Origin of the sequence: Hamadaea flava, assembly GCF_024172085.1 — a bacterium.
Lineage (GTDB): Bacteria > Actinomycetota > Actinomycetes > Mycobacteriales > Micromonosporaceae > Hamadaea > Hamadaea flava.
This window is the reverse complement of the sequence record NZ_JAMZDZ010000001.1, coordinates 964,690-978,239: the sequence shown is the minus strand read 5'-3', so window position 1 is coordinate 978,239 and position 13,550 is coordinate 964,690. Positions and strand designations below refer to the sequence as shown.

At 70.3% G+C, this 13,550-nt stretch carries 13 protein-coding genes; 10 read left to right on the top strand and 3 right to left on the bottom strand.

The genetic code is table 11. The features are described from left to right. Nucleotides 1-17 precede the first annotated feature (17 nt). Together HDA40_RS04775 and HDA40_RS04770 are read left to right on the top strand one after the other, a co-directional pair. Nucleotides 18-809 carry a trans-aconitate 2-methyltransferase gene (locus tag HDA40_RS04775; protein WP_253752211.1) on the top strand — a complete coding sequence of 264 codons (792 nt, stop codon included), beginning with the start codon at nucleotides 18-20 and terminating at the stop codon, nucleotides 807-809. A 118-nt stretch (nucleotides 810-927) separates the two neighbouring features. Next, on the top strand, nucleotides 928-1,938 hold the full coding sequence (locus HDA40_RS04770; RefSeq protein WP_253752208.1) for an adenosine deaminase: 1,011 nt from the start codon (nucleotides 928-930) through the stop codon (nucleotides 1,936-1,938). On the opposite strand, the gene HDA40_RS04765 is transcribed toward HDA40_RS04770, so the two are convergent. Together HDA40_RS04765 and HDA40_RS04760 are read right to left on the bottom strand one after the other, a co-directional pair. Further along, nucleotides 1,924-2,394 carry a type II toxin-antitoxin system PemK/MazF family toxin gene (locus HDA40_RS04765; protein WP_253752205.1) on the bottom strand — a complete coding sequence of 157 codons (471 nt, stop codon included), beginning with the start codon at nucleotides 2,392-2,394 and terminating at the stop codon, nucleotides 1,924-1,926. The two genes, HDA40_RS04770 and HDA40_RS04765, sit on opposite strands and share 15 nt — an antisense overlap. A gap of 14 nt (nucleotides 2,395-2,408) precedes the next feature. After that, the gene (locus tag HDA40_RS04760) at nucleotides 2,409-3,344 is read right to left on the bottom strand and encodes a serine hydrolase (protein WP_253752202.1); all 936 of its coding nucleotides are present in this window, start codon (nucleotides 3,342-3,344) and stop codon (nucleotides 2,409-2,411) included. A 205-nt stretch (nucleotides 3,345-3,549) separates the two neighbouring features. On the opposite strand from HDA40_RS04760, the gene thrS reads away from it, so the two are divergent. From thrS to HDA40_RS04720, 8 genes are all read left to right on the top strand, one after another. After that, the gene (gene thrS / locus HDA40_RS04755) at nucleotides 3,550-5,640 is read left to right on the top strand and encodes a threonine--tRNA ligase (RefSeq protein ID WP_253752199.1); all 2,091 of its coding nucleotides are present in this window, start codon (nucleotides 3,550-3,552) and stop codon (nucleotides 5,638-5,640) included. Nucleotides 5,641-5,668: 28 nt separating this feature from the next. Further along, nucleotides 5,669-6,847, top strand: a complete 1,179-nt coding sequence (locus HDA40_RS04750) for a Gfo/Idh/MocA family protein (protein ID WP_253752196.1) — start codon at nucleotides 5,669-5,671, stop codon at nucleotides 6,845-6,847. Between the two features lie 71 nt (nucleotides 6,848-6,918). Next, nucleotides 6,919-7,413 (top strand): HIT family protein, encoded by a 495-nt coding sequence (locus HDA40_RS04745; protein ID WP_253763561.1) that lies wholly within the window; start codon nucleotides 6,919-6,921, stop codon nucleotides 7,411-7,413. Nucleotides 7,414-7,442: 29 nt separating this feature from the next. After that, the gene (locus HDA40_RS04740) at nucleotides 7,443-8,153 is read left to right on the top strand and encodes a VOC family protein (protein ID WP_253752194.1); all 711 of its coding nucleotides are present in this window, start codon (nucleotides 7,443-7,445) and stop codon (nucleotides 8,151-8,153) included. A gap of 181 nt (nucleotides 8,154-8,334) precedes the next feature. Continuing rightward, nucleotides 8,335-9,135: a polysaccharide deacetylase family protein gene (locus HDA40_RS04735; protein WP_253752192.1), complete on the top strand. Its 801-nt coding sequence runs from the start codon at nucleotides 8,335-8,337 to the stop codon at nucleotides 9,133-9,135. Nucleotides 9,136-9,307: 172 nt separating this feature from the next. Further along, entirely contained in the window at nucleotides 9,308-9,742 is a 435-nt protein-coding gene (locus HDA40_RS04730; protein ID WP_253752189.1) for a thiol-disulfide oxidoreductase DCC family protein, read from the top strand. Nucleotides 9,743-9,799: 57 nt separating this feature from the next. Next, the gene (locus HDA40_RS04725; protein ID WP_253752186.1) at nucleotides 9,800-10,240 is read left to right on the top strand and encodes a hypothetical protein; all 441 of its coding nucleotides are present in this window, start codon (nucleotides 9,800-9,802) and stop codon (nucleotides 10,238-10,240) included. Further along, nucleotides 10,237-11,094 (top strand): HTTM domain-containing protein, encoded by an 858-nt coding sequence (locus tag HDA40_RS04720; RefSeq protein ID WP_253752183.1) that lies wholly within the window; start codon nucleotides 10,237-10,239, stop codon nucleotides 11,092-11,094. Before HDA40_RS04725 ends, HDA40_RS04720 begins: the two co-directional genes overlap by 4 nt. Before the next feature lie 145 nt (nucleotides 11,095-11,239). Here the strand turns inward: HDA40_RS04720 and HDA40_RS04715 are convergent, their stop codons facing one another. After that, the gene (locus tag HDA40_RS04715; RefSeq protein WP_253752178.1) at nucleotides 11,240-13,414 is read right to left on the bottom strand and encodes an elongation factor G-like protein EF-G2; all 2,175 of its coding nucleotides are present in this window, start codon (nucleotides 13,412-13,414) and stop codon (nucleotides 11,240-11,242) included. Nucleotides 13,415-13,550 lie beyond the last annotated feature (136 nt).

Below are 13,550 nucleotides of genomic sequence, written 5' to 3'. Positions count from 1 at the left end.
GCGTGGGAGCGTGCACAATGTGGGACCCCCGGGTGTATCAGCGGTACGGAGACGAACGATCTCGCCCATTTCATGATCTTCTGGCACGTGTTGGGAGTCACGCGCCTGCCCACATCGTGGACCTTGGTTGCGGTCCTGGCAACTTGACGGTGACCTTGTCCCAGCGCTGGCCCGATGCACGGATCGAGGGCCTTGACTCGTCCGCCGAGATGATCGACTCGGCGTCGTCCCTGCCCGAGGCGCGGTCCGGGAAGGTCGCGTTCGCCGTCGGCGACGTGTCCACCTGGACGCCGCCCGAAGACGTGGACGTGATCGTCGGCAACGCCGTCCTGCAGTGGGTCCCCGGCCATCGCCAGCTGCTGCGCTCGTGGGCCGCAGCGGTGCGTACGGGGGCGTGGCTGGCCTTCCAGGTGCCCGGGAACTTCGAAGCGCCGTCGCATCAGCTGCTGCGCGAACTGTCGGCCAGCCCGGAATGGGCCGGGCGGATCGAGGGGCTGCGCGACGGCGCGGCGGTGTGGGAACCCGCCGAGTACGCCGGCGACCTGCTGGAGGCCGGCTGCGACGTCGACGTGTGGGAGACGACGTACCTGCATCTGCTGCCGGTCCGGCCGGACGGGCCGCACCCGGTGCTGGCCTGGATGGAGGGGACCGCGCTGCGGCCGGTCCGGGCCGCTCTGGCCGACCGCCCGGCGGACTGGAGCCGGTTCCGCGATCAGCTGCAGGACCGCCTCGCCAAGGCGTACCCGGTGCGGCGGGACGTGGTGCCCTTCCCCTTCCGCCGCATCTTCCTCGTCGCCCACAAACCCTGACCCCACCCACCCCCACCCCATCCGTTGATCATGGAGTCAACCGTGGTCTCGACGGCGTGTCATGACCGGAAACTCCATGATCAACGCTCGGGGCGGGTGGGCCGCCTATGATCTGCCGATGCAGGAGTTCATCGCCGGCCTACCCAAGGCCGAGCTGCACGTGCACCATGTCGGATCCGCGTCGCCGCAGACCGTGGCGGCGCTGGCCGCCCGGCACGAGGGCACCTCACCCGTGCCGGCCGACGCCGATAAGCTCGCCGAGTACTTCACCTTCACCGACTTCGCCCACTTCGTCCAGGTGTACCTGAGCGTCGTCGACCTCATCCGCGACGCCGAGGACGTGCGTACGCTGACCGCCGGGATCGCCGCCGACCTGGCCGGCCAGAACGTCCGGTACGCCGAGCTGACCGTGACCCCTTGGTCGAGCGTCCGGCGGGGGATTCCGGCCGAGGCGTTCTGCGAGGCGATCGAGGACGTGCGGGTGACCGCCGCCCGCGATCTCGGCCTCCAGTTGCGCTGGGTCTTCGACATCCCGGGTGAGGCCGGGCTGGAGGCGGCCGAGAACACGCTGCGGATCGCGCTCGATCAGCGGCCGGACGGGCTGATCAGCTTCGGCCTGGGCGGACCGGAGATCGGCGTACCCCGGCCGCAGTTCAAGCCGTACTTCGACGCCGCCCGGGCGGCCGGACTCCACTCGGTGCCGCACGCCGGGGAGACCAGCGACGCGCAGAGCATGTGGGACGCCATCCACGAGCTGGGCGCCGAGCGCATCGGTCACGGCATCCGCGCGGTGCAGGATCCGGAGCTGGTGGCGTACCTGGCCGAGCACCAGATTCCGCTGGAGGTCTGCCCGACGTCGAACGTCTGCACCCGGGCGGTCGCCTCGCTGGCGGAGCACCCGCTGCCGCAGCTCGTCGCGGCCGGTGTTCAACTGAGCATCAACACCGACGACCCGCCCATGTTCTCCACCTGGCTCAACAAGGAGTACGCCGTCGCCGCCGAACTGCTCGGCCTCGACGAGCGCGGCGTCGCCGATCTGGCGCGCGCGGCGGTACGCCAGTCGTTCGCGTCGGAGGCGGACAAGTCCGCGCTGCTGGCCGAGATCGAGGCGTACTCACACGCCGTGTAGGCGGCGCACCTTCTGCCAGATCTTGGCGTCGAGCGTCCCGGCCCGGTCCTGGAAGCCGCCCAGCGGCACCCGGATCGGGCCGGTCAGGTCCAGCCAGCTGTTGTGGTCGGCGCCGGGGTCCCAGGTACGCGTCGGGATGACGACGTGATCGTTGCGGTCGGACTGGTCCTGGCTGGTGATCTTCAGGACCTCGCGGTCCCGCGAGCCGCCGCGCAGGATCAGGCACGGGCGTACTTTGTGGCCGGTGCCGTCCTCATAGGGCACGTCGGCCCACCAGATCTCGCCGGGTTGCGGCCCGGTGCCCGGGGTGGTGCTTCGTTTGGGCGGCGCGGGTTTCGGGCCTGTCTTCGGCCCGCGTGCCGGCCGGGTGGGCTTACGGGCCGGCTTCCTCGTTCGCGTGACGACGACGACGGCGACGAGGGCGAGGGCGACGGCCAGCAGGACCCACCAGATCATGGCCAGACTGTATGTCACGCCTGGACGGTCAGTTGTTCCAGGAGCTGGCTGGTGACCTCACGGCACACCTTCTCCCCGTACGCCTGGCCGTGGCCGAGCGGGTAGCGGGTCAGGATCGCGAGCACGATGTGGTCGCCGGTGCCGGTCGAGGTCCACTCGGCCAGGCAGTTCAGGTTCCAGAGGCCGGTGTTGGCGTGGTCGGTCCAGCCGTTCTTCACCGCCGGGTCGGCCTGCGGATCGGTCTCGGCCAGCACCTGGGCGATGCCGAAGGCGTTGTCGTCGTCGACGTTGCGCATCAAGTCGTCGACGAGCCACCGCACCAGCTCGGACGTCTCGGCCCGGGTCAGGATCTCGCGCATCATCCGGGTGGCGTCGAGCGCGGTGATCTGGGTCTTCGACCACCAGGACTCGGTGACCGCGGTGCCGGTGAGCCCGCATTCGTCGATCGCCCGCTGGATCACCTGGTCACCGCCCCGGCGCAGGTACAGCGTCTGGGCGGCCGCGTTGTCGGACTTCTTGATCATCTTCGTGATCAGCGCGTTGTCGGCGTCGCTGAGCGGCTGCCCGGACGCTTCGAGCCCGGCGAGGTAGTCGGCCCCGATCCACGCCTTGATCATCGACTCGGTGTTGTTCGTCTGCTTCGCCGCGTCGGCCGATCCGTAGGTCGCACCGGTCGTCAGGTTCACCCACTGCCAGGCGTACCAGGTGTCCTCGTCGGTCTGTACGCGTACGACCGGGGTCACGGTCTTCTCGGCGGCTGACGCGGACGTGGACCCGGCGGCCGCGGAGGAAGAGGTCGTGGCGGGGGCGGGGGACGGTCCGGCGGCGTTACCGCCGGACTGGGTGGTGAAGATGCCGACGCCGCCGACCGCGGAGGCGGCTATGCCGCCGGCGAGGATGCCCATCAGACGCCGACGGCTCAGCTGGGGGCGATGAGTCGTGTCCTCCATGTCATCGACCTTGACTCAGCAAGCTGTGAGCAACCTGTCAGCAGCGCTTCCGGGTGGCGCACCTCACTGCTCGCAGGCCGGCGGCGGCGACGCGGCCGGGGAGTCCGCGGGGCGGGCCCGGGGGCCGGGACAGCGTGGCGATAGCATGACCCAGGCCGGAATGTCCGCCTCTGGCAACCATCCGAAACTACTCGAGGAGCACATCGTGAGCGCAGCGCCCGCACCCGTCGCAGGCCCCAGCGGAGACGCCGTCGTCACCGTGGCCGCCGGGACGACGGCCGCCGCCGCGGTGGCCGCCGCCGGACTGCCGGCCCACGGCCCGAAGGCGATCGTCGTCGTCCGGGACGCCGAGGGCACCCTGCGGGACCTCGACTGGACCCCGGCGGTCGACGTCGAGGTCCAGGCCGTTCCGATCGACTCGCCGGACGGCCTGAACGTGCTGCGGCACTCGACCGCGCACGTCGTCGCGCAGGCGGTCCAGGACGTGTTCCCCGAGGCCAAGCTCGGCATCGGCCCGCCCATCGAGAACGGCTTCTACTACGACTTCCAGGTGCCCAAGCCGTTCCACCCGGAGGACCTGGCCAAGATCGAGGCCCGGGCGCAGGAGATCATCAAGCAGGGCCAGACCTTCAAGCGCCGCCGGTTCGACTCGCTGGAGCAGGCCAAGTCCGAGCTGAAGGACGAGCCGTTCAAGCTGGAGCTCGTGGACGTCAAGGGCGATGTCGACCCCGACGTCATGGAGGTCGGCGGCGGCGAGCTGACGATCTACGAGAACTTCGACCCCAAGTCGGGCGACCGCTGCTGGGGCGACCTGTGCCGGGGTCCGCACCTGCCCAGCACCCGCCTGATCGCCGCGTTCAAGATCATGCGCAGTGCGGCGGCGTACTGGCGCGGCGATGAGAAGAACCCGCAGCTGCAGCGGATCTACGGCACCGCTTGGCCGACGCGGGACGCCCTCAAGGCGTACCTGTCGTTCTTGGAGGAGGCGGCCAAGCGCGACCATCGCAAGATCGGCGCGGATCTGGACCTGTTCTCCTTCCCGGACGAGATCGGGTCGGGTCTGGCGGTGTTCCACCCGAAGGGCGGCATCATCCGCCGGGAGATGGAGGCTTACTCGCGGCAGCGCCACGAGGAAGCCGGCTACGAGTTCGTGAACACGCCGCACATCACCAAGGCGCAGCTGTTCGAGACCTCCGGCCACCTGCCCTACTACGCCGACACGATGTTCCCCCCGATGCAGCTCGAAGGCGCCGAGTACTACCTCAAGGCCATGAACTGCCCGATGCACAACCTGATCTTCTCGGCCCGCGGCCGGTCCTACCGGGAGCTGCCGCTGCGCTTCTTCGAGTTCGGCACGGTGTACCGCTACGAGAAGTCCGGCGTGGTGCACGGCCTGACCCGCGTACGCGGCCTGACCCAGGACGACTCGCACATCTACTGCACCAAGGAGCAGATGCCGGGTGAGCTGACGGCGTTGCTGGACTTCGTCCTCAACCTGTTGCGCGACTACGGTCTGGACGACTTCTACCTGGAACTGTCCACTCGCGACGACTCGCCGAAGTTCATCGGCGCGGACGAGGACTGGGCCGAGGCCACGGCGGCGCTGGAGACGGCGGCGCGCAGCTCCGGCCTCGAGCTGGTGCCGGACCCGGGCGGCGCGGCGTTCTACGGCCCGAAGATCAGCGTGCAGGCGCGGGACGCCATCGGGCGTACCTGGCAGATGTCGACGATCCAGGTCGACTTCAACCAGCCGGCTCGGTTCGGGCTGGAGTACCAGGCCGCTGACGGCACCCGCCAGCGCCCGGTCATGATCCACCGCGCGCTGTTCGGTTCGATCGAGCGCTTCTTCGGCGTGCTCACCGAGCACTACGCGGGCGCGTTCCCGGCCTGGCTCGCGCCGGTCCAGGTGATCGGTATCCCGATCCGGACAGACCGCACTCCTGGCGGCTCGGCCGAGAGCCTCCCCGGCGACGCGGGCGACAGCCCGGACCACGTCGCGTACCTGCACGACTTCGTGACGAAGCTGAAGGCGCGCGGGCTGCGGGCGGAGGTCGACGCGTCGGACGACCGGATGCAGAAGAAGATCCGCAACGCGCAGGGCCAGAAGATCCCGTTCATGGTGATCGCGGGGGACCAGGACGTCGCCGACGGCACCGTCTCGTTCCGCTACCGCGACGGGTCGCAACGCAACGGTGTGCCGATCCCGGACGCCGTGCTGCACGTCGAGGAGTTCGTCCGGTCCCGGGCCAACACGGCCCCGACCGCCGCTCCCGCCGACGCGGAATCGGTTGACTAGCGCCCCGCCGATATGTGATCTTGGCCCGATGGAAGACGTTCGACTGGGAGTAATCGGCTTCGGCCTGCGGCGGAGTCTCGCGACGGCCGGCCACCACCCGGGCTCCGGCTCCCGGGTGGTGGCGGTCGCGGACACCGATCCCGCGGCCCTGGCGACGGCGGCGTCGATGATCGAGGGCGTCGACACCGTCGCGGACTACCGCACGCTGCTCGACCGCCCCGATATCGACGGCATCGTCGTCATGACCCCCGACCACACGCACCTGCGCGTGGCCACCGACGTGCTCGAGGCGGGCAAGGCCGCGTACGTGGAGAAGCCGCTCGGCATCACCGTCGAGGAGTGCGACGCCATCCTCGCGACGGCCCATCGCACGGGCGTCCGGCTCTACGTCGGCCACAACATGCGGCACATGGGCGTGGTCAGGCTGATGCGCGACATCATCGCCCGCGGTGAGATCGGCGCCGTCCAGACCATCTGGGTACGCCATTTCGTCGGCCACGGCGGCGATTTCTACTTCAAGGACTGGCACGCCCAGCGGGCGAACACGACCTCCCTGCTGCTGCAGAAGGCCGCCCACGACATCGACGTCCTGCACTGGCTCGCCGACGGGTACGCCCAGCGGGTGAGCGCCTTCGGCGACCTGCGCGTCTACAACCGGGTGACCGACCGGCTGGCGGCGGGCGAGCCCAAGCACGACGACTGGTACGCCCCGGAGAAGCACTGGCCGCCGCTGGCCCAGTCCGGCCTGCACCACGAGATCGACGTCGAGGACGTGTCCGTGATGAACATGGTGCTGGACAACGGGATCGTCGCGGCGTACCAGCAGTGCCACTTCACGCCGGACTACTGGCGCAACTACACCGTCATCGGCGACGCGGGGCGGCTGGAGAACTTCGGCGACGGCCCCGGCGGCGTGGTGAAGGTGTGGAACCAGCGCCGTTCCGGCTACCGGGAGGACGCCGACACCGTCTACGAGATCCCCGGCGCGACCCAACTGCACGGCGGGGCGGACCCGCTCATCATGGCGGAGTTCTGCCGGTTCGTGCGCGACGGCGGGGCGACCGACACATCTCCGGTCGCGGCCCGGATGAGCGTCGCGGCGGGAGTGTCGGCCACCGTGTCGCTGCGGGCGGGCGGCGTGCCGCAGGACGTGCCGGAGCTCGACCCGGAGCTGGTGGCGTACTACGCCAACGCCCAGGTTCGCTGAGCTTATAGGCTGTCCACGTGGAACAGATCGGGGAGCCGGACGGGCTCGAACGGCTGTGGACCCCCTGGCGGATGGCGTACGTGCAGAGCGGGGACTCGTCGGCCGAGCCGGTGGGCTGCCCGTTCTGCGTCGCGCCCACCGACGACACGCACGGCCTCGTGGTGGCGCGCGGCGAGCGGGTGTACGCCGTCCTCAACCGGTTCCCGTACAACCCGGGGCATCTGCTGATCTGCCCCTACCGGCACGTCGCCGACTACACCGACATCGACCCGGAGGAGACCGCCGAGCTGGCCGCCTTCACCCAGACGGCGATGCGAGTGATCCGCGCGGTGTCTACGCCGCACGGCTTCAACCTGGGCATCAACCAAGGCGGCGTGGCAGGTGCGGGCATCGCTGGACACCTGCACCAGCACATCGTTCCGCGCTGGGGCGGCGACGCGAACTTCATGCCGGTGATCGGGCGGACCAAGCCCCTGCCTCAGCTGCTGACCGAGACCCGGGACCTGCTGTCGGCCGCCTGGCCGCCTTCGATTCCGGGCGGCGGTCCGGTCGGCGCGGCGGCCTGAGTGTCACACCCGGCGGGTATGCAGGTGACGTGATTGGGAAACTGAGCGAAATCGTCCTGGACACCCCCGACGTCGTCGGACTGTCCGCCTTCTACCGGGATCTGGCCGGCTTCGAGGTGATCAGCACCGACGACGACTGGATCACCACACAGACCCCGGAAGGCTGGAAAGTCGCCTTCCAGCTCGCGCCGGACCTGGTCGCGCCGCGCTGGCCCGACCCGGCGTACCCCCAGCAGATGCACCTGGACCTCGTCGTCGCGGACCTGCCGGCGGGGATCGAGCGCGCGGAGAAGCTCGGCGCGACACGGCTGCCCGGCGGCGGCGAGACCTTCAGCGTCTTCGCCGACCCGAGCGGGCACCCGTTCTGCCTCTGCCAGCGTGACGGCGTGGACGGCGTCGGCCTGGCCGACCTCATGATCGACTCCCCGGACGGGGCGACGCTGGCCCGCTTCTACGCCGAGCTGCTGGGGATGAAGACCACGTACGAGGGTCCCGAAGGGGCCATGATCTCGGCCGAGGGCCAGCCCGCCGTCTGCTTCCAGAACGTGGGCGTCTACACCGCGCCGCGCTGGCCCGATCCGGCGTACCCGCAGCAGTATCACCTCGACGTGACGGTGGCCGACGCCGAGGAGGGCGAGCGGCAGGTGCTGGCGCTGGGCGCGACCAAGCTACCGGGTGGAGGCCAGGATTTCCGGGTCTTCGCCGACCCGGTGGGGCACCCGTTCTGTCTGGTCTGGTGAGGCGGCCGACCGGCCGGTTTTCCTCGCCCGTTCGTCGGTGATCATGCAGGTGATCGCAGGTCAGCCGGCGTGCACGGTTAGTCGAGTTTGTCGATAGGGTGGCGACGCGTGGCACCGGCACCGCACGATTCTCCTAAGGACGTGATTCGCCTTCGCGATCAGCGCCTTACGGGGGGTTCACATGTCGGTGTCACGCCGCACCATGCTCGCCGGCGGAACAGTGGCCGCCGGTGTCACAGCCGTCGCCGCGACGGTCGGCCGCCGGGCCCTAAGCCCACACAGGTTGCCGCTCGACGGCGGGTACGCCCCCGCCGGCAACTCGCTCGACTGGAGTAATCGGGGCTCGATCCGATGTTTCTGGCACGTGGAGACGGAGGCCCCGCTCGTCGCGCTGACCTTCGACGACGGGCCGATGCCCGAGTGGACGCCGCAGGTGCTCGACACCCTCGGCAAGCTCGACGCTCCGGCCACGTTCTTCCTGGTCGGCAAGCATCTGCGGGATCATGCCGGCGTCGTTGGCCCCGGCGGCTACGACGGTCATGAGATCGGCAACCACACCTGGTCGCATGCCGACCTCGCCCAGCTGGACGCGGACGGCGTACTGCGCGAGTTGCAGGCGGCGCACGACGAGATCGTGCTGCGCCTCGGCCGGGAGCCGCGGCTGATGCGCCCGCCGTGGGGCCACGTCGGCGGGACGACGCTCATCGCGGCCGACCACTTCGGCTACGACATCGCGATGTGGAGCCAGCCCGTGCCGGAAAAGCAGTACGCCGGCGACCCGGACGGGTTCGTCCAGCGAGTCGTGGCCGACGCCCGCCCGGGGTCGATCATCCTGGCCCACGACGTGGGCGCGAAGAGCCGCCTGCTCGTGGTGCGGAATCTGGCCGCCATCGTGCAGGGCTTGCGGGCCAAGGGATTGCGCCCGGTCACGCTGTCCGAACTGCTCGCTTCGGCCCATGCCGTACGGGCGGACACATCGTGAACCAGCCCCCTGGGCGTCGGTCTAGCAGCCGCCGCTCTCGGCGTCGTTCGCGCCGCCGCTCGGCGTGAAAGCGGGCTCGCTCGGCGTGATTCGGGCCGGCGGGTCGCAGGCGTGATCAGCGGAACACGTGGCGGGGTCGCGGACCCGCCCCGGGAAGCGGGAAGATGGTCACGTGAGACCGACCTTCGTCTTCGACGGTGACTGCGCCTTCTGCACCTTGTGCGCGAACTTCGTGAACCGGTGGATCCCGACGCCGGCCGAGGTCGTGCCGTGGCAGCGGGCCGACCTCGCGGAGTTGGGCGTCTCCAAGCAGGCGGCCCAGCAGGCCGTGCAGTGGGTCGCCGAGGGCCGGGAGCCGCTGGCCGGGCCGGAGGCGGTCGGGGCGCTGCTGCGGTCGAGCAACCTGTTCTGGAAGCCGTTCGGCTGGGTGCTCGCCCTGCCGCCGGTGCGGGCCGCCGCCTGGCCGCTCTACCGCCTGATCGCCCGCAACCGGCACCACATGCCGGGCGGCACCGCCGCGTGCGCGCTGCCCGTCGACCACCCCGCCGCGACGCCCGTCGCCCCCGCGCCGGTGCGCAAACTGGCTAAGGTGTCGGCGATCCGGTAACGCAGTCCCTGCCGGGACAGCGGCCGGTGTGGGGGACCGGCTACGCTTCGGTCCGCCATGGACACGCTTTCCCATACCGCCCGCACGACAAGAGTGGTGATCACCGCCGTCGTCTGCGCTCTGCTTCTGGGCGGAACCCTGTGGGGTTCCGACGACGACTTCCCGTTCGGTCCCTTCCGGATGTACGCCGGGGTCAACCCGCCGAACGAGCCCGCACCCGATCCCCGGATCGAAGGCGTCACCGCCGACGGGACCGTGATCCTCCTCGACGAGAAGCGCACCGGGCTGCGCCGGGCTGAGGTGGAGGCGTCGCAGGACGCGTACGCCGCCGATCCGTCGCTGCTCCGGCAGGTGCTGGAGGCGTACGAGAAGCGCAATCCGCAGGCCGCGCCGCTGGTCGAGGTCCGCTACGTGAACCGGATGCACGAGATCCACTCCGGGCGGCCCACCGGCAAGTGGACCGACGACGTGCTGGCCGATTGGCGGGTCACCCGATGAACTGGCTGTTCGCCCCGGTCCCCAAGGCCCGCGTCGCGCTCTTCCGCACGATCGTCTACCTGTTCGCCGCCGCCGACCTGGTGATCTTCACCCCGTGGGTACGCGGCCACGCCCACGCCAGCGCCGAGTCGTACCAGCCGTTGCTGGTCGCCCGGCTGCTGCACCTGCCCCGGCCGACCGCCCTGATCGTGTGGATCATCTTCTGGACGCTGCTGGTGACGGCGTTGGCCGCCGCGACCGGTCGCTATCCGCGGCTGCTGGGCTGGACCGTGTTCGGGCTCTACTTCGCCTGGATGCTGGTGGCGATGAGCTACGGGAAGGTCGACCACGACCGGTACGCGTACCTCATGGCCCTCGCGGTGCTGCCCACGTGCGGTCCCGCGCGCTTCGGCGACCGTACGCCCTCCGAGCGCGCCGGGTGGGCCTTCCGCATGGTGCAGCTGGGCGTGGTGGCGACCTACTTCCTCGCCTCCTGGGCGAAGCTGCGGTACGGCGGTCCGGAGTGGATGACCGGGTCGGTGCTGGCCCGCGCGATCCTGCGCCGGGGAACCGGCCTGGCCGACCTGATCGCACCGATCCCGGGCCTGCTCATCGGGGCGCAGATCGGCATCATGCTGTTCGAGCTGTTGAGCCCGCTCGTCCTCGTGGTGCCCGAGAAGTGGCGGCTGCGGGTCGTCGGCTTCTTCTACTCGTTCCACCTCGTGACGATCGCCACGATCACGATCTCGTTCGCCCCGCACCTGGTGGCGATGCTGAGCTTCCTGCCACTGGAGCGCGCCTACGACTGGCTCCGCCGCAAGGTCCGGCGGGACAAGCCCGCCGAGCCGGTCGCCGAACCCGCCCTGACCGGCTGATCCGGCCCGGACGACGGCGAAGTCGATCACGTTCCCCGGGGAACGATCAGGGTGCTGCGGACACGACACGCCGGTCGATCATGACTATTAGTTCATGATCGACCGGATAGGGCGTCGGCGGGCAAGCGGGCCGGCGAGCGGTGGGTCAGCGGGTGGCGTGTTCCTTGCGGGCGGCGTCGGCCAGGTGTGACGGCATCGGCTCGAACCGGGCGAACGACCGGCGGAAGCTGCCCGCGCCGGAGGTCATCGCGCGCAGCTCGATGGCGTACCGGACGAGTTCGGTCGCGGGGACTTCGGCGTGGACGACCGTCTTCCCGTCGTGCTCGGGGTCGGCGTCGCTGCCCAGGACCCGGCCGCGGCGGCCGGACAGGTCGCTCATGACCGCGCCCACGTACGTGTCCGGCACCCGGATCTCGACGTCGTCGACCGGTTCCAGCAGCGAGATCTGGGCCTTCTCGGCGGCGTCCTTCAACGCGAGCGACCCGGCGGTCTGGAAGGCGGCGTCGGAGGAGTCGACGCTGTGCGCCTTGCCGTCGACCAGGGTCACCCGGACGTCGATGACCGGATATCCGGCGACGAGTCCCTTCTCGACCTGGGCGCGTACGCCCTTCTCCACGCTCGGGATGTAGTTGTGCGGCACGGCGCCGCCGACGACTCGTTCGGCGAACTCGATCCCGGTTCCTCGCGGCAGCGGCTCGACGACGATGTCGCAGACTGCGTACTGCCCGTGCCCGCCGGACTGCTTCACGTGCCGGCCGTGGCCCTGGGACTCCGAGACGAACGCCTCCCGCAGGGCGACCCGGACCGGTTCGGTGGTCAGCTCGACGCCGCCCGCCTTCAGGCGTTCGAGGACGACGTCGGCGTGCGCCTCACCCATGCACCACAGGACGAGCTGATGGGTCTCGGGGTTGCGCTCCAGGCGCAGTGTCGGGTCCCCGGCAGCCAGTCGCCCGAGGTTCTTGGCCAGCGCGTCCTCGTCGGAGCGGGTCTTCGGCACGACCGCGACGGGCAGCAGCGGCTCCGGCATCTCCCACGCCTCCACCAGCAGCGGGTGGTCCTTGGCGGAGATGGTGTCCCCGGTCTCGGCCGAGGTCGACTTGGTGATCGCGCAGATGTCGCCGGCGACGGCGTACGGCACCTCGCGGAGGGTGGCGCCGAGCGGCGAGTAGATGTGCGCGATGCGCTCGTCGGTGTCGTGGTCGGCGTGGCCACGCTCGGCCAGCCCGTGCCCGGAGACGTGCACGGCGGTCTCCGGGCGCAGCGTGCCGGAGAAGACCCGCACCAGCGACACCCGCCCCACGTACGCGTCGATCGTCGTCTTGACCACCTCGGCCACCAGCGGACCGGCCGGGTCGCAGGTCAGCGGAGCCTCCGGCGAGCCGTCGACGGCCGTGACCGCGGGCAGCGGGTGCTCCAGCGGCGTCGGGAACGCGCTGGTCAGCAGCTCCAGCAGCGCGTCCAGGCCCACGCCGGTGGGGGAGTTGACCGGCACGACGGGGTAGAAGTGGCCGCGCGCGACCGCCTTCTCCAGGTCGTCGACCAGGGTCTGGATCTCGATCTCCTCGCCGCCGAGGTAGCGGTCCATGAGGGTCTCGTCCTCGCTCTCGGCGATGATCCCTTCGATCAGCTCGTTGCGCGCCTCCTCGATGGCCGGCAGGTGCTCGGGATCGGGGTCGCGGACGGCCGGCGGGAAGCCCTCGGTGTAGTCGAACACGCGCTGGGTGAGCAGCCCGATCAGGCCGACGACGCTCTCGCCGTCGTCGCCGTGCATGGGCAGGTACAGGGGGATGACGCCCTCACCGAAGACGCGATCGCACAGCGCGACCACCTCGTCGAAGTCGGAGCGAGGATGGTCCAGCCGGGTCACGGCGACCGCACGCGGCATGCCGACGGCGGCGCACTCCTCCCACAGCGCGACGGTCGCGGCGTCCATGCCGTCGACGGCGCTCACCACGAAGAGGGCGGCGTCGGCCGCGCGCAGGCCCGCGCGCAGCTCGCCCACGAAGTCGGCGTACCCGGGAGTGTCGAGGAGGTTGATCTTCACGCCGTTGTAGAGCATCGGCGCGCAACCGAGCGCGACGGAGCGCTGCTGGCGTACGGCGGCGGGGTCGTTGTCGGTCACCGTGGTGCCGTCGGTGACGGAGCCTTCCCGGGAGATCGTGCCGGTCCCGGCGAGCAGCGCCTCGACCAGTGTCGTCTTGCCCGAGCCGGAATGTCCGACGAGCACCACGTTGCGTACGTTGTCGGGCGAATCCACCGCCGGCACGGCGCCGGCGACCCCCTTCTCCCCGCCTTTGGCGGGCGCAGCCTTCTGGGCCATCGCTACCTCCTCTAATCATTGGAGTCAAGCCGTAGTTCGGCTGTGGTTCACATCACATACCTGAATCCCACACCCCGGACGGCGACTTAACAACCCCGACACACAGATCCGGCAGGCCCTCCCATTATCTTTAGAC

Excerpts from the sequence above, each read along its gene's own strand:
- HDA40_RS04775 (WP_253752211.1), top strand. The coding sequence starts at position 18 with ATGTGGGACCCCCGGGTGTATCAGCGGTACGGAGACGAACGATCTCGC.
- HDA40_RS04770 (WP_253752208.1), top strand. The coding sequence starts at position 928 with ATGCAGGAGTTCATCGCCGGCCTACCCAAGGCCGAGCTGCACGTGCAC.
- HDA40_RS04765 (WP_253752205.1), bottom strand. The coding sequence starts at position 2,394 with ATGATCTGGTGGGTCCTGCTGGCCGTCGCCCTCGCCCTCGTCGCCGTC.
- HDA40_RS04760 (WP_253752202.1), bottom strand. The coding sequence starts at position 3,344 with ATGGAGGACACGACTCATCGCCCCCAGCTGAGCCGTCGGCGTCTGATG.
- HDA40_RS04750 (WP_253752196.1), top strand. The coding sequence starts at position 5,669 with ATGGAAGACGTTCGACTGGGAGTAATCGGCTTCGGCCTGCGGCGGAGT.
- HDA40_RS04745 (WP_253763561.1), top strand. The coding sequence starts at position 6,919 with ATGGCGTACGTGCAGAGCGGGGACTCGTCGGCCGAGCCGGTGGGCTGC.
- HDA40_RS04735 (WP_253752192.1), top strand. The coding sequence starts at position 8,335 with ATGTCGGTGTCACGCCGCACCATGCTCGCCGGCGGAACAGTGGCCGCC.
- HDA40_RS04725 (WP_253752186.1), top strand. The coding sequence starts at position 9,800 with ATGGACACGCTTTCCCATACCGCCCGCACGACAAGAGTGGTGATCACC.
- HDA40_RS04720 (WP_253752183.1), top strand. The coding sequence starts at position 10,237 with ATGAACTGGCTGTTCGCCCCGGTCCCCAAGGCCCGCGTCGCGCTCTTC.
- HDA40_RS04715 (WP_253752178.1), bottom strand. The coding sequence starts at position 13,414 with ATGGCCCAGAAGGCTGCGCCCGCCAAAGGCGGGGAGAAGGGGGTCGCC.